At 75.5% G+C, this 14,739-nt stretch carries 14 protein-coding genes; 5 read left to right on the top strand and 9 right to left on the bottom strand.

Annotated elements, in window-relative coordinates; all coding sequences use genetic code 11:
* Nucleotides 1–75: 75 nt before the first annotated feature.
* The 5 genes from ACGFI9_RS11325 to ACGFI9_RS11305 all read right to left on the bottom strand — a co-directional run bounded on the left by ACGFI9_RS11325 (nucleotide 76) and on the right by ACGFI9_RS11305 (nucleotide 2,706).
* Entirely contained in the window at nucleotides 76–627 is a 552-nt protein-coding gene (locus ACGFI9_RS11325; protein ID WP_393177572.1) for a hypothetical protein, read from the bottom strand.
* Nucleotides 624–1,142 carry a hypothetical protein gene (locus ACGFI9_RS11320; protein ID WP_393177570.1) on the bottom strand — a complete coding sequence of 173 codons (519 nt, stop codon included), beginning with the start codon at nucleotides 1,140–1,142 and terminating at the stop codon, nucleotides 624–626. The genes ACGFI9_RS11325 and ACGFI9_RS11320 overlap by 4 nt, the downstream gene beginning before the upstream one ends.
* 27 nt (nucleotides 1,143–1,169) lie before the next feature.
* Nucleotides 1,170–1,673 carry an Asp23/Gls24 family envelope stress response protein gene (locus tag ACGFI9_RS11315; RefSeq protein ID WP_393177568.1) on the bottom strand — a complete coding sequence of 168 codons (504 nt, stop codon included), beginning with the start codon at nucleotides 1,671–1,673 and terminating at the stop codon, nucleotides 1,170–1,172.
* A 14-nt stretch (nucleotides 1,674–1,687) separates the two neighbouring features.
* Entirely contained in the window at nucleotides 1,688–1,876 is a 189-nt protein-coding gene (locus ACGFI9_RS11310; RefSeq protein WP_393177566.1) for a hypothetical protein, read from the bottom strand.
* Nucleotides 1,877–2,130: 254 nt separating this feature from the next.
* The gene (locus ACGFI9_RS11305) at nucleotides 2,131–2,706 is read right to left on the bottom strand and encodes a GNAT family N-acetyltransferase (RefSeq protein WP_393177564.1); all 576 of its coding nucleotides are present in this window, start codon (nucleotides 2,704–2,706) and stop codon (nucleotides 2,131–2,133) included.
* Nucleotides 2,707–2,822: 116 nt separating this feature from the next.
* Here ACGFI9_RS11305 and ACGFI9_RS11300 point away from each other — a divergent pair, with 116 nt between their 5' ends.
* Both ACGFI9_RS11300 and ACGFI9_RS11295 read left to right on the top strand, forming a co-directional pair.
* On the top strand, nucleotides 2,823–3,689 hold the full coding sequence (locus ACGFI9_RS11300; RefSeq protein ID WP_393177562.1) for a hypothetical protein: 867 nt from the start codon (nucleotides 2,823–2,825) through the stop codon (nucleotides 3,687–3,689).
* A gap of 273 nt (nucleotides 3,690–3,962) precedes the next feature.
* A complete protein-coding gene (locus ACGFI9_RS11295; protein ID WP_393177560.1) occupies nucleotides 3,963–5,240 on the top strand; it encodes a hypothetical protein in 1,278 nt (425 codons plus the stop codon).
* Between the two features lie 203 nt (nucleotides 5,241–5,443).
* On the opposite strand, the gene ACGFI9_RS11290 is transcribed toward ACGFI9_RS11295, so the two are convergent.
* On the bottom strand, nucleotides 5,444–5,791 hold the full coding sequence (locus ACGFI9_RS11290; protein WP_393177558.1) for an Lsr2 family protein: 348 nt from the start codon (nucleotides 5,789–5,791) through the stop codon (nucleotides 5,444–5,446).
* Nucleotides 5,792–6,038: 247 nt separating this feature from the next.
* On the opposite strand from ACGFI9_RS11290, the gene lon reads away from it, so the two are divergent.
* Nucleotides 6,039–8,375: an endopeptidase La gene (lon, locus tag ACGFI9_RS11285; protein WP_393177556.1), complete on the top strand. Its 2,337-nt coding sequence runs from the start codon at nucleotides 6,039–6,041 to the stop codon at nucleotides 8,373–8,375.
* A gap of 54 nt (nucleotides 8,376–8,429) precedes the next feature.
* Here the strand turns inward: lon and ACGFI9_RS11280 are convergent, their stop codons facing one another.
* Nucleotides 8,430–10,220, bottom strand: a complete 1,791-nt coding sequence (locus ACGFI9_RS11280; RefSeq protein ID WP_393177554.1) for a DEAD/DEAH box helicase — start codon at nucleotides 10,218–10,220, stop codon at nucleotides 8,430–8,432.
* 138 nt (nucleotides 10,221–10,358) lie between these two features.
* Nucleotides 10,359–10,787, bottom strand: coding sequence for a nucleoside deaminase (locus ACGFI9_RS11275; RefSeq protein WP_393177552.1), 429 nt, complete (start codon nucleotides 10,785–10,787; stop codon nucleotides 10,359–10,361).
* A 57-nt stretch (nucleotides 10,788–10,844) separates the two neighbouring features.
* Here ACGFI9_RS11275 and ACGFI9_RS11270 point away from each other — a divergent pair, with 57 nt between their 5' ends.
* Nucleotides 10,845–11,378: a 2'-5' RNA ligase family protein gene (locus ACGFI9_RS11270; RefSeq protein WP_393177550.1), complete on the top strand. Its 534-nt coding sequence runs from the start codon at nucleotides 10,845–10,847 to the stop codon at nucleotides 11,376–11,378.
* Between the two features lie 198 nt (nucleotides 11,379–11,576).
* On the opposite strand, the gene ACGFI9_RS11265 is transcribed toward ACGFI9_RS11270, so the two are convergent.
* On the bottom strand, nucleotides 11,577–13,793 hold the full coding sequence (locus ACGFI9_RS11265; protein ID WP_393177548.1) for a family 43 glycosylhydrolase: 2,217 nt from the start codon (nucleotides 13,791–13,793) through the stop codon (nucleotides 11,577–11,579).
* A gap of 141 nt (nucleotides 13,794–13,934) precedes the next feature.
* Between ACGFI9_RS11265 and ACGFI9_RS11260 the strand changes: the two genes are divergently transcribed.
* Nucleotides 13,935–14,678 (top strand): ArsR/SmtB family transcription factor, encoded by a 744-nt coding sequence (locus ACGFI9_RS11260; RefSeq protein ID WP_393177546.1) that lies wholly within the window; start codon nucleotides 13,935–13,937, stop codon nucleotides 14,676–14,678.
* Nucleotides 14,679–14,739 lie beyond the last annotated feature (61 nt).

The following is a 14,739-nucleotide window of genomic DNA, read 5'->3' as shown; positions in this document are numbered from 1 at the left end:
GGCCCGGTCGGCCACCCGGCGGCGGGCGCCACCGTGCGCCGGCCCGCCGCCCGACTGCTCGACCGGTGTTGCCGGTCAGCGCCCGGGCTCGTCCAGCAGCGCCGTGACGTCCAGGTGCGCGGGCCGGCAGCCGACGGTCGCCGCGAACCGCCGCACCGCGGCGTCGACCTGGTCGCGGGCGGAGGCGACGTCGGCGTCCGGGGCCAGGCGCACCGCCACCCAGACGTCCGGCCGGGCCACCGGGCCGGTGAGCACCACCCGGGCCCGGCGGGTCCCGGGCGCCCGGAGCAGGTCCCGCTCCAGCGCGTCGGTCAGCACGGCGCTCGCCACCCGGGTACGCCCGTCGCCGTCCCCGGGCTGCGCCAGGGTGCCGGAGAGCCGGCCCGGCACCCGCAGCCCGGCGACGAGCAGCCGCTGCCCGAGCAGGGCCAGCAGCACCCCGCCGACGGCCACGGCGAGGGGACTCCACGGCGTACCGGCCCGCCACCAGGTGACGGCGGCGGCCCCGAGCAGCGGCGCGTCGCCGCCGGGCAGCCGGCCGGCGCCGACCGCCAGCGCGATCCCGCCCGCGGCCACCAGCAGCAGCGCGAGCACCGTCCAGAGCAGCCGGTGGGCGGCGTTGCTCACGTCGCCCGCCGGGCGGGTACGAGCCGGACCTCGATCCGGTCCCGGTGGGGTGCGGCCAGCCGGTCGAGTTCCCGGCGCAGCGCGAACTCGACGTCGGCCCGGGCCGCCGGGTCGCCGGTGGCGGTCACCCGGGGCCGCCAGGCGTCGCCGCGTCGACGGACCCGTACCCGGGCCCGCCGCACGCTCGGCACCGAGCGGGCCGCCCGGGCCAGCCGCCGCTCCACGGAACGGCGGTGCAGGTGCCAGCCGTCGTCCGCGGCCAAGCGCAGCCGGATCGGGCGCCAGCGGCGCAGCTCGGCGGCGAGCACGACCAGGCCGAGCAGGGTCACGCCGGCGGCGACCGCCCGGACCGGGGCGTCCCGCCACCGGGCGGTGGTCAGCGTGGCGGACCAGGCCGCCGGCAGCGGTCCGGGCCGGCCGAGCGCGGCGAGCAGTCCCGCGACGGCGACGAGCACCCCGCCGGCGAGCAGGGCGACGGCCAGCAGCAGGGTGGCGACCCGGTTGGCCGTGCGCACCTCAGCCCCCGGCCGGCCGACGGGCGGTCACGTCGCCTCCCGGTCGTCGCCGGGGTGTCCACCCGGCGCGGGCGCCTCCCCGGGCAGGCGCAGGCCCACCACCGTGACGGTGACGGCCTCGACGGTGCGCCCGGTGTACGCCTCGATCCCGGCGGTCACGCGGCGGCGTACCCCCTCGGCGGCCGTCGGCAGGTGGACGCCGTGCGTGACGACGACGTCGAGGTCGACGCGGGCGGCGGGCCCGTCGATGCGGACGGTCGCCGCCGGCGCGGAGACGGCCGGGGTACGCCGGGCCGCGTCCTCGGCGAGCCGGGCGATCTCCTCCTCGGTCCACGGCGCGACGGCGCGCGGGACCGCGGCGCCGCGCGGCGGGCGGGTGCCGGGTGGCGCAGCGGCGCCCCGTGGCGGGCGGGTGCCGCGCGGCGGTGCGGTGGCGTGCGGCGGCCGGCTGCCGGCCGGAGGAGCGGTGGCGTGTCGGGGCGGGGCGCCGGCCGGCGGGGCGTTGGCGCGCCGGGGCAGGGTGCCGGTCATCCTGGCCACCCCGCTCAGCGGCGCCGGTCCGCGCCCACCCGGTCCGCCAGGCCGGGCACGGTGGCGTCGCCGTCGACGGCCCGGACGAGCAGCCAGCCGACCAGGCCGGCCAGCGTGGCGGCCGCCGCGGCGCCGGCCCCGCCCAGCGCCCAGACCGCGACCAGGAGGAACCCGGCGAGGAACCCGAACTGCTGCCGCGTCATGCCCACCTCCGCTCCAGCGGCGACCAACCGGACGTCGGCGTACCCGCTTCCGCGCCGGTCAGTCGTGGCGCTCAGGTCGAGGTGCCGGCGTGGCGGAGCACCAGCCGGCACTGCGACGTTCGGCGACGGGTTCGGCGCGGGCCGGGACGTTCCGCAGGACAGACATGCCGGACAGACGTGTTCATGTCGCTCAGACACGCCGTTCGTCGGTCAGGTGCCGGCCCGGAGGCGCGGCGCGTTCGCAGCCCGGGTCGTCACGATGACCGCCGGGCGGCCCACTCCGCGCGGGTCAGCGCGTACTCCACCTCCCCGTGCTCGGATCCCTCGATCGCCTCCGGCCAGTCCTGGTGGAACGTCCGCACGTACGACAGGCCGGCCTTCTCCATCACCCGGCGGGACCCCGCGTTGACCGCCATCGTGGTGGCCATGACCCGTTCCACGCCGAGTTCGGTGAAACCCTTGTGGACCAGCGCCCGGGACCCCTCGGTGGCGTACCCGGCGCCCCAGGCCGAGCGGCGCAGCCGGTAGCCCAGCTCCACCTCGCGGGCGTCGCCGGCGCGCACCGGCCGGAACTCGAACCAGCCCAGGAAGGTCCCGTCGGCCCGCCGTTCCGCCGCCCACCAGCCCAGCCCGGGCGGCTGCCGGTACGCGGCCAGGATCCGGGGCAGCACCCGGTCCCGGATCTCCGCCGGCGGGGTGGGCCGGCCACCGGTGAGATAGCGCATCACCTCCGGGTCGCCGTCGAGGTCGGTCAGGTGCGGGGCGTCCTGCGCGGTGAACTCGCGCAGCACCAGCCGGTCGGTGGTGAGGAAGGTCGACACGTCGGACATCCCAGCCGTACGCGGTGGCGCGGGCAACCGGATTCCCCCGCACCGCCGAGGCGACGATCATGGTCGACGCCCTAGACTCGGGCCGGTCTGGCGACCGACGGATGGATCTGGCGAAGATGACGAGCACCGGCAGCGTGGCGACCTCCTGGCTGCGTCCGATCGCGGCCGGGACAGCGCCGTCGTTCACCCGGTCCGGGCAGGTCGTCCACCCGTCACGCCGGCTCAGCGAACTGGTCCAGGGCCGCCCGCCGGGCGTCACCGGCAACCAGTGGAGCACGGCCATCCGGGAGAGCTTCGACCAGGTGGTGTGCGCGGCCGACAGCGGCCGGCCGGTCTTCGCCGTGGCGTTCGCCCCGCCGGCGGCGCCCGGCTCCCCGGCCCGGCGCGCCGAGCGGATGACGAGCACGGTCTGCGCCGGCGTCGGCCTGCCGGTGCTGCGGATCGAGTCCGCCACGCTGCGCGGCGCCGACCACGCCCGCCGGCTCGTCGAGTACGTCATCGACGCCCGCGCCTATGCCGGCGGCACCGGACCGGAGGGCGGGGAGGTGGTCGGCTTCCGGGACATCGTCGGCCGGCTCCCGGACGGCCGGAGCGGGCCGGTCAACGATCTCGGGGCGCTGGCCCGGGCCGCCGCCGTCGAGGCGTACGTGGAGCGGCGCCTCGCCGACCCGATCGTCCGCGGCCTGCACGCCTGCTGGACCGACGGCCCGGCCGAGGGCTGGGCCTGGGTCGAGGTGCGGCCCGGCCGGTGCCTGGTGGAGCGGGTCCAGCTCTTCGCGCAGCGGCTCTCCTGCGGGGTGGCGCCGGGCCGGCTCGCCGAGGACCTGGCCGCGGTGGCGGTGGGGGAGCGGCTGCGCGGCCTCGACGCCGCCGAGCCGCCCCTGGTCGACCGCGACGAGTTGCGCGGGCAGATCCGCCGGCTGGCCGACCGGCGGGACGAGCTCGACGGCGGCTTCGCCTTCGACCACCTCTGCGCCGACTGAGCCCGGCGCGCCCCGGGGACCGGCGGTCCGGCCCCGTGGGCACCTCTCCTCGAATTCTCCCGATCACGGTTGAACCTTCGCCGTCGTCGTTCCGTACCTAAGCGGGAATGGACGCAGACCTTCCCAGCCGCGCCGAACGGCGCGGTGACGGTGCGGAAAGGGCATCGTCGGTCATCGACGTGCAACCGGAACGTCGCAGTGATCCTCACCCCGAATTCCGTCGGTCCGCCGGGATCACGAGTCAACTACCGGATCGAGAAGGAGAGCAATTCGATGCGCAGGTCCACACGGGCGCGCCGGTCATCCGGTAACGCGCGGAGCAAGCGGCTGCTGGCCGTGGTCGGCACGCTCGCGGTCTTCGGCGGAATCGTCGCCGTCACCCAGATCTCGTCCGCCCAGGACCGGCGGACGAACGTCCGTACCGCCCCGGTGTCGTGCAGCGCCCCGAGCCCGGGTGCGACCGCGCCCGGCGGGCAGGGCAGCACCACCCGGACCTGGCAGAACGGCCGCTGGGTGCGCAACCACTGGGGTGACGGGCAGATGTCGGTCGCCGAGTGCCAGCAGACCACCGGCGGCGGCGCCGGCGCGGGTGCCCCCACCGTGGCCTGCCCGGACGTCAAGAGCAAACTGCCGGAGGTGCCCGATCAGGCGCGCGACGAGGTGGACCGCAACCTCGCCCTGTTGGACGCGCAGATCGCCGAGGCCAACCGGCGGCTCGCCGCCGCGGGCAGCAACACGAGCCAGGACTTCGTCAACAACAGCGTCCTGCGACCGCTCGCGGACAAGCGGACCGCGACGTTGAATCGGATCGCCACGGCGATCGGCCGGGTCGCGCCGCGTCCCGAGGGATTGGACCAGTTGGCCCAGTGCGCGCTGGCCGACAACGCCCAGAACGGCGGCCAGAGCGGTGGTCAGAACGGCGGTCAGAACGGTGGCGACGACAACGGCGGTCAGAACGGCGGCAACAACAATGGCGGCAACAACAACGGGGGGAACAACGGCAACGGCCTGGGTGTGCTCGCCAAGGACTGCACCAACAGCCGGCTGCAGCCGCACGACGGTTTCCAGGCCGGCAACCGCTGCGTGAGCACCGCTTTCGGTGAGGTCGGCGCGGCGGCGAACAACCCGTCGCTGCTCATCACCCAGTTCCCCAACCAGGTCCGCCGCAACCAGCCGTTCACCCTCCGGGTCAGCACCCGGAACCTGGTCCGGGACCGCTTCCTCGCCGCCGGTCAGGGCGGCTACTACCTGGAGAGCTCGCTGCTCGACGACCAGGGCCTGGTGCGCGGCCACTTCCACACCGCGTGCCGGATGCTCAACAGTCTCCGCCAGCCGCCGAACCCCCAGGACGTGCCGGCGTTCTTCGTGGCCACCGAGGACGGCAAGGGCAGCGCCCAGCCGGACGACGTGCTCATCCAGATCCCCGGCCTGCCGCAGTCGGGTGTCGCGCAGTGCGCGGTCTGGGCCGGTGACGGTTCGCACCGGATCCCGATGATGGAGCGGGCCAACCAGACGCCCGCGTTCGACGTGGTACGGATCCGGGTCAACTGAGGATCACGACGGCCGGAGCCGCCCGGGGCGTACCTGGGCGGTTCCGCCGTCGGCGGGTCCGGGCGCCGGACGGGCGACGGGGGTTGGCACCGGGCGCCGGCGGGCCTCTCGTGGCTGAAAATTGTGAACACCGGGAAAAGCCATCGGGGCCACGCCGATTTCTCAGCGTGACCCCGGGATGCCCGACGGTGAGCCGGGACGGCTCAGCGGTTCTTGTACGCCTCCACCACCGACACGGGGATGCGGCCCCGCTCGGAAATCTCGTAGCCGTTCTTCGCGGCCCATTCCCGGATGGCGCGGTTCTGCTCGCGGTCCATTCCCGAGGTGGCCGGGCGGGTGGTCCGGCGCGTGGTGCGGGCGCTCTCCACCGGCCCGCGCCCGATCCGCCGGCCAGCGCTGATGTACGGGTCCAGGGCCTTGCGCAGAACGCCCGCGTTCTCGTCGGAGACGTCGATCGTGTACGCCACGCCGTCCAGGCTGAACTCGACGGTACGGTCGGCCTTTCCGCCGTCCAGGTCGTCGGTCAGAACGGTGATTACTTTCCTTGCCATCGCCATTGCTCCCTGTGTCGGGCGGGGTGTGGCTAAGAGTTTGACGTACGGCGCGGCAATTTCGCAACAATACCGGTCGTTCGCCATTCGGTGCGTCGGCAAATCCGTGCTGCCGGAATGGCGCGGCCGGGCCGCCGGGGCCGACCGGGGCCCGGCGGAGGAGTGGCGTGGGTCACAACCCGGAACAAGGGGAACGCTTTGTTACTTGAGTCTGTCACGCTCAACTCAACGTGATAGCAGGTGTTCGATGGCAACTCTTCCGGTACTTCCACTGACCGACGCCGTCCTGCTGCCCGGCATGGTCATCCCGGTGACCCTCGACCCGACCACCCAGGCCGCGGTCGACGCGGCCCGCGCGCACAGCGACAAGCAGATCCTCGCCGTGCCCCGCATCGACGGCGAGTACGGCCCGGTCGGCGTGATCGCCACCATCGAGAAGGTGGGCCGGCTGCCCAGCGGCGAGCCCGCCGCCGTGGTCCGCGGCCTCGCCCGCGCCCGGATCGGCTCCGGCGTGCCCGGACCGGGCGCCGCCCTCTGGGTCGAGGCGACCGAACTCGACGAACCCGCCCCGGCCGGCAAGGCCCGGGAACTGGCCCGCGAGTACCGCGCGCTGATGACCTCCGTCCTCCAGCAGCGCGGCGCGTGGCAGGTCATCGACGCGATGGAGCGGATGACCGACCTCTCCGAGCTGGCCGACTCGGCCGGCTACGCGCCCTGGCTCAGCCTGGCGCAGAAGACCGAACTGCTCGCCGCCCCGAACGTCACCGCCCGGCTGGAGCTGCTGGTCGGTTGGGTGAAGGAGCACCTGGCCGAGCAGGAGATCACCGAGCAGATCAACAGCGACGTCCGCGAGGGGCTGGAGAAGTCCCAGCGGGAGTTCCTGCTCCGCCAGCAGCTCGCCGCGATCCGCAAGGAGCTCGGCGAGGACGAGCCGGACGGCTCCGCCGACTACCGGTCCCGGGTCGAGTCCGCGGACCTGCCGGAGAACGTACGCGAGGCCGCCCTGCGCGAGGTCGGCAAGCTGGAACGGGCCAGCGACGCCTCCCCGGAGGCGGGCTGGATCCGGACCTGGCTGGACACCGTCCTCGAGATGCCGTGGAACACGCGTACCGAGGACAACACCGACCTGGCCGCGGCCCGCGCGGTGCTCGACGCCGACCACGCCGGCCTGGCCGACGTGAAGGACCGCATCCTGGAGTACCTCGCGGTGCGCAACCGGCGCGCCGAGCGCAACCTCGGCGTGGTCGGCGGCCGCGGCTCCGGGGCCGTGCTCGCCCTGGCCGGCCCGCCCGGCGTCGGCAAGACCAGCCTCGGCGAGTCGATCGCCCGGGCGCTGGGCCGCAACTTCGTCCGGGTCTCCCTGGGCGGCGTCCGCGACGAGGCCGAGATCCGCGGCCACCGGCGCACCTACGTCGGCGCGCTGCCCGGCCGGATCGTCCGCGCCCTGCGCGAGGCCGGCTCGATGAACCCGGTGGTGCTCCTCGACGAGGTCGACAAGCTGGCCGTCGGCTACTCCGGCGACCCGGCCGCGGCCCTGCTCGAGGTGCTCGACCCGGCGCAGAACCACACCTTCCGCGACCACTACCTCGAGGTCGACCTCGACCTGTCCGACGTGCTCTTCCTGGCCACCGCGAACGTGGTGGAGACCATCCCCGGCCCGCTGCTGGACCGGATGGAGCTGGTCACCCTGGACGGCTACACCGAGGACGAGAAGGTGGCCATCGCCCGGGACCACCTGCTGCCCCGGCAGCGGGAGCGGGCCGGACTGACCGCCGAAGAGGTGACCGTCGCCGACGAGGCGCTGGCCCTGATCGCCGGCGAGTACACCCGGGAGGCCGGCGTCCGGCAGCTCGAACGGGCCCTGGCCAAGATCCTGCGGAAGGTCGCCGTCGCGCTCGCGTCCGACCCGACGCCGGTCCGGGTGGACTCCGACAACCTGGCTCGCTACCTGGGCCGGCCGAAGTTCACCCCGGAGTCGGCCGAGCGGACGGCGGTGCCCGGCGTGGCCACCGGCCTGGCGGTCACCGGAGCCGGCGGGGACGTGCTCTTCATCGAGGCGACCAGCATGGAGGGCGAGCCGGGGCTGACCCTGACCGGTCAGCTCGGCGACGTGATGAAGGAGTCGGCGCACATCGCGCTGTCCTACCTGCGCTCCAACGGGCGACGCCTCGGCATCGACCCGAACGCCCTCGCCGGGCGGCGGATCCACGTGCACTTCCCGGCGGGCGCGGTGCCCAAGGACGGCCCCAGCGCCGGCATCACCATGGTCACCGCGCTGGCGTCGCTGGTGACCGGCCGGCCCGTCCGCCCCGAGTTCGGGATGACCGGCGAGGTGACCCTCTCCGGCCGGGTGCTGCCCATCGGCGGCGTGAAGCAGAAGCTGCTCGCCGCCCACCGGGCCGGCCTCACCGAGGTGATCATCCCGAAGCGCAACGAGCCGGACCTCGATGACCTGCCCACCGAGGTGCGCGAGGCGCTGACCATCCACACCCTCGCCGACGTCGCCGACGTGCTCGCCCTGGCGCTGCGCCCGGCCGACGTCGACGCGGAGACGCTCGGCGGCCAGCCGCTCGCCGCGGCCTGACCATCCGACACGCCGAGGCCCCCGGTCCACCCGGACCGGGGGCCTCGGCCGTGCTCACCAGCGGTCCCGGCGCTCCCGCCGCTCGTCGCCGCGCCGGTCCCGCCGGTCACCGTCGAAGCGGCGCTCACCGCCGCCGCCGTCGCCGTCCCGGTCCCGGCGTACGGTCGCCTTGCGGCCCTTGATGGTGCTGGCACGCAGCCCCTGGATCACCTCGTCGGCGACCGCGTACGGGACCTCCACCAGGGAGAACCGGTCGGCGATCTCGATCGAGCCGATGTCCCGGCCGCTGACCCGGGTCTCCCCGGTGATCGCCCCGACCAGGTCCTGCGGCCGGACCCCGGCGCGCCGGCCCAGCCCGATGAAGACCTGCGTGGTGCCGGCGCCGCGGGGCCGCCCGGCGCGCCGTTCGCCGCGGCCCTCGTACCCCGGTCGGCCTTCCCGGGACGGGCGGACCGCGACCTGCGGGATCTCCTCCTCCTCGTCGGTCGTGCCGGGGAGGGTCGCCTCGTGGGCCAGCTTCACCGCGGCCAGCGCGACCTCCATCATGTCGAACTCGTCCGACAGCGACTCCACGATCACCCGGAACGGCTCCAGGTCGTCCTCCAGCAGCGACTCCCGCAGCGCCGCCTGGGTCAGCTCCAGCCGCCGGATCCGCAGGTCCGCCACGGTGGGGATCTTGTCGATGGTGATCCGCTGGCCGGTGACCCGCTCGATGGTCTTGAGCATCCGGTGCTCGCGCGGCTCGGCCAGGGTGATCGCCACACCCTCCCGGCCCGCCCGGCCCACCCGGCCGATCCGGTGCACGTACGACTCGGGGGCCGACGGAACGTCGTAGTTGACCACGTGGGTGAGCTGCTCGACGTCCAGGCCCCGCGCCGCCACGTCGGTGGCCACCAGCAGGTCCGCCGTGCCCGCCCGCAGCCGGCCCATCACCCGGTCCCGCTGCTCCTGGCTCATCCCGCCGTGCAGCGCCTCCGCCCGGTAGCCCCGGCCGTTCATCGTCTCGGTGAGCCGGTCCACCTCCTCCCGGCTGCGGCAGAAGACGATCGCCGCGGTCGGCGACTCGACGTCCAGCACCCGGCCCAGCGCCGCCGGCTTGTGTGCCCGCGCCACGATGTACGCGCTCTGCCGTACCCGGGGCGCCTCGCCCGCCACCGGCCGCTCGCGCTCGATCTGGATGCGCACCGGGTCGGTCAGGTGCTGCCGGGCCAGCCCGTCGATCCGCGCCGGCATGGTGGCCGAGAAGAGCACCGTCTGCCGTTCGGCCGGGGCGTGCTCCAGAATCGCCTCGATGTCCTCGGCGAAGCCCATGTCGAGCATCTCGTCCGCCTCGTCCAGCACCACCGTGGCCAGCGAGCCCAGCCGCAGGGTGCCCCGGGCGATGTGGTCCAGCGCCCGGCCCGGCGTCGCCACCACCACGTCCACGCCCAGGTCGAGGGCGCGCAGCTGGCGGCCGATCGGCTGGCCGCCGTAGATCGGCAGGACCCGGGTGCCCAGGTCCTTGCCGTACCGGTGGAACGCCTCGGAGACCTGCACCGCCAGCTCCCGGGTGGGCACCAGCACCAGCGACACCGGGTCACCACCGGCCCGCCCGTCGGGCATCCGTTGCAGCAGCGGCAGGGCGAACGCCGCCGTCTTGCCCGTACCGGTCGCCGCCTGCCCCAGCAGGTCCTGACCGGCGAGCAGCGGCGGGATCGCCTCCCGCTGGATCGGGGTGGGCTCCTCGTAGCCGAGCGCGGCGAGCGCGCCCAGCAGTTCGGGGCGCAGCCCGAGATCGGCGAAGGCTGGTGCCTCGTCGGCGTCGACGGGGGTGGTGGGGTCGGTCGGTGTTGGTGCGGAACTCATGCGGCAAGCCTTTCATCACCGCCCCCGGCCCGGCGCGGCGACCGGCGCAACAGGCCACCCGGTCCCGCCGGGGGGTGGCCCCGATCACGTCGCCGGCCGGTCCCGGAGGGCGGTGGCCGGCGCTGACCGGCGGCCCGCTCAGGCCCCCTCGACCGGGACCCGGGCCTCGGCCAGCAGCGCCGGACCGGCGTACGCCACCGGGGCGTACGGCGGCATGGGGCGCAGCTGCGCCAGCTGTTCGGTGCTGAGCGCGTACACCACCCGGCCCAGGCCGGAGCGCTCGATCGCGGTCGCGCACATGCCGCAGGGCTGGCAGCTGGTGTACATGGTGGCGGCTCCCGCCGCGTCGGGGGCGAGGTTCCGGGCCGCCCAGCGGGCCAGCTTCAGCTCCGGGTGGGCGGTGATGTCGTCGTCGGTCCGCTCGGTGTTGACCTCCTCGGCGAGCACCCGCCCGTCGGCATCGACCAGCAGCGAGCCGAACGGGCCGTCCCCGGCGTCCCGGGCGGCGGTGGCCAGCGCGACGGCCCGGCGCAGGTGGCGTTCGTCGGTCTCGGTCAGCACGCTCATCCGGTACGCATTCCCCACGGGACGCCGCGGCACACCGGCGGCGGCTAGCCTGACGGCGTGCGGACGGTCGAACTGCTCTGTTCCCCGGAGCTGGAGGAGGCGGTACGGGCGGTCTGGGCGCGGTTGGCCGCCGCCGGCCTGCCCAGCCTGGCGCGCCACACCCACCCCACCAACCGGCCGCACCTGACCCTCGCCGCGGTCGACGAGTTCCCGCCCGGCGCCGAGGAGCGCCTCGCCGACCTGTGCGACGCCGCGCTGCCCCTGCCGGCCCGGCTCGACCGGGTGGCCGTGCTCGACGGCAGCGCCCCGCTGGTCTGGCTGGTCCGCCCGACGCCGCAGCTGGTCGCCCTGCACGGGGCGGTGTGCGACGTGCTCGCCGACGCCGGCGGGCAGCGCGAGTGGCACGAGCCGGGACGGTGGATCCCGCACCTGAGCCTGGCGCTGCGGTTCCGCGACGCCGACCGCCGCCGGGCCCGGGCGCTGGCCGCCGTCGACCGGCCCGGCGGGGAGTTCGTCGCGGCGCGCAGCTACGACAGCGAGACCCGGACGGTCCACGAGCTGACCTCGGCCTGCCCCCGTCCGGGCGCCTGAGCCCCGACCGGAGCGGTGACGCCGGGAGACCGTCGTCGGAGCCGGTTGGTCGGGACGGACGGCCGGTCGCGGAGCCGCTCGTCGACCTGCCCGTCCGGCCATGGTCGCGGCAGGCCGATGCCGACGGGCCGGGCAGCGGGCGGCCCCGGTCACCGAACGGTGGCCGGGGCCGCGTGCCGTCTGCCCGCGCCGGGCGGATCAGCGGTAGAAGCGCAGGTAGTCGAACTCGGCGGTGACCGGCGGTTCGGCGCCGCCCTGGGCGACCAGCCCGATCCGGGGCGTGGTGTCGGCCGGGAACGTCCAGACCGCACCCCAGGTCCAGCGCACCGCGTCCCGGCTGGAGCCGGCCCGGAACTCGTGCTCGCCGGTGACCGGGTCGACGTGGTGGGCCAGCCGGAGCCAGGTGGTGGTGGCCGGCGTGCCGACGATGCTGCCGCCGTACACCGGTTGGCCGGCGAAGGGCAGCTCGTAGCCGTACTCCACCTGCCGGGTGTTCCAGATCGCCACCTGGGCCAGCCGGGCGAAGCGGTCGTCGTCGACGTACGCCACCAGGCCGGCCTGCTGGTAGTTGCGGACGGTGTCCTCGCCGAGGTCGAGGGTCACCCTGGTCTCCGCGACGTAGTCCCCGGTCGGCGCGTCGCGCAGCAGCACCCCGGCGGTGTTGCCGGTGCCGACCAGGTCGGTGGCCTCCACCGGCCAGCGCAGCGCGCCGTCGGCGACGGTCGCCGCCGGGTTGCGCCGCACCCACCGCCAGGCGGGGTCGAGCCCGTCGTCGAACTCGTCGGACCAGCCGGGCAGCAGCGGGCCGACGGTCGGCGCGGCGACCGGGTGCCGCACCGGCCGGTACAGCGCGGCCGCGCTGACGTTGTCGAACTCGGCGGTCCCGTCGTCGGCGAGCAGCGTCAGCGGCCCGGCGGCCGGGCCGGTCAGCGCCAGGGTCACCACGGCGAGCGGGTCGCCGAGCCGGTCCGGGGTCAGCTCCGCGACGAGCTGCCGTCCGCGTACCTCGACCGCGAGGTTGTGCCGGTCGGCGAGGTCGAGGCCGGCGGACAGCGGGGCGGACGTGGTCATGCCGCCGGCGTCGCGGGCCGTCAGCCGGCCGTCGCCGACCCGGACCTCCACCGGGCCGAGCCGCAACCCGGCGCCGTGCGCCCCGGTCAGCCGCAGGTCGGCCTCCGCGCGAACGTCGCCGTCGATCTCGGTACGGCTGGTCAGCACCCCCTCGCCGGTCAGCACGCCGTCGGCCACCTGCCAGCTGCCCTGGACGGCCCGCCAGCCAGTGAGCCCGGCGTCGGCGAAGCGGTCGTCGATCGGGCCGGTGGTGACCGGGGCCGGCCGCGACCCGTCCGACGGGCCCGCGCCGGCGTTCACGGTGGGCCAGCCGTCCACCCAGTCGAGCCGGTCCAGCAGCATCGGCCGCTCGTTGACGCCGAACGGCTCGTCCAGGTACGGGTCGGCGCGGTCGATGGCGTGGTAGACGATCCAGTCCTGCCCCGACAGGTCGGTCAGCACCGCGTTGTGGCCGGTGCCGATCCAGCGGTTGCCGTTCTGGGTCAGCACCGGCGTGCCGCCGGCCCGGGACACGTCGAGCCGTTGGCCCTCCCGGTCCAGGAACGGGCCGCGCGGGCCGCGGGACCGTCCGACCTGCACCGAGTAGCCGGTGGCGGGACCGGCGCAGCAGTTCGCGGTGGAGGCGAAGAGCCAGTACCAGCCGTCGTGACGCAGCACGTAGCCGCCCTCGAACTTGTTGTCGATCGCGACCAGCCGGGGCGTGCCGACCGCCCGCAGCCCGTCGGGGGAGAGTTCGGTGACCGAGATCCCGCCGTAGTAGCTGCCGTAGTAGAGGTACGTCGTGCCGTCCACGTCGATGAACAGGCTGGGGTCGATGGTCCAGAGATAGCCGCCCCCGCCGCCGGGGCGGGGGGCGACCACCGGCTCGGCGGCGAAGGTCCACGGGCCGGCGGGGCTGGGCGCGGTGGCCGCCCCGATGGCGGTGTCGAAGGTGTCGCCGGAGACGGTGGTGTCGGTGACGGTCACGTACATGACCCAGCGGTCGCCGACCCGGCGCACGTCGGGGGCCCAGAACATCGCGCCGGGCGCGGCCCAGGACGGGCGCTGGCCGGCGGCGAAGGCGTCCCCGACGTACGTCCAGTCGGCCAGGTCGGCGGAGCGGGCGATCGGCACCCGGTGGGTCTGCCGCTCGCCCTCGCGCAGCGGGTCGGAGGTGCCGAAGGCGTACCAGAGGCCGTCGTCGCCACGGACGACGGCGGGGTCGGCGAAGGTGTCGGCGAAGCGGGCGGAGACCGGGTTGGCATACCGGGCGGGTGGGCCGGGGTCGGCCGGGGCCGATACGGCGGGGGTCGCGGCCAGCAGCAGACCGAGTACGGCGGCGACGCCGCGGCGGAGGTGTCCCATCAGACCTGCCTTGGTGGTGGGCGATCAGTCGACGAAGGTCTCTGTCTGTTTACAACGTTGGATACAACGATGTAAAGAGCTGGCTGCCGATGCATCAACCGGTCGGTCCGCGCCGAACCGTCCCCGTGCCAGCATGGGGGGATGACCACGACCAGCACCGACGGCCGGGGGATGGCCGGACTCGCCGCGCTGCTCGCCGACCGGACCCGGGCGAGCTTCTGCCTGGCCCTGCTCGACGGGCGGGCCTGGACGGCGGGGGAGCTGGCCCGGGTCGCCGGGGTGGCCGCGTCCACCGCCAGCGACCACCTCACCCGCCTGGTCCGGGGCGGCCTGCTCGTGGAGGAGCGGCAGGGCCGGCACCGGTACGTCCGCCTCGCCGGCCCGTCGGTGGCCCAGTTGATCGAGGACCTGGCCGGGCACGCCCCCGCCCCGCCGGCCCCGCCCCGCACGTTGCGCGCCGCCTCGGCCGGGGCCGCCCTGGCGTACGCCCGGACCTGCTACGACCACCTGGCCGGGCGGCTGGGGGTGCTGCTGCACGACGCCCTGCTCGACCGGGGGGTGCTGGAGACCAGCGGGGGACTCGCCCTGACCCCGGGCGGGGTGACCTGGCTGGCGGAGCTGGGCGTACCGGTCGAGCCCCTGCGCGCGGCCCGGCGACCGCTGGTGCGCGACTGCCTGGACTGGACCGAACGCCGCCCGCACCTGGCCGGCGCCCTCGGCGCGGCGCTCTGCCACCGCTTCCTCGACCTCGGCTGGACCGTACGCGGCACCGGCCGGGCGATCCGCCTCACCCCGGCCGGCCGCCCCGCCCTCGCCGCCGCCCTCGGCCTGGACGAGGCCGACCTGTCCCCGCCATCCCGCGACACCGGCCCCGCCCGCGCCTGACCCGCCCGCGCCTGAGGCGCTCGACCAGTGCCACGTCGGCGACCTGGCGGTGTCGGGCCGG

It is taken from the genome of Micromonospora sp. NPDC048930 (genome assembly GCF_043197935.1).
Classification (GTDB): Bacteria; Actinomycetota; Actinomycetes; order Mycobacteriales; family Micromonosporaceae; genus Micromonospora.
Note: the sequence above shows the minus strand (reverse complement) of the source record. Positions and strands in the feature narration are given on the sequence as shown.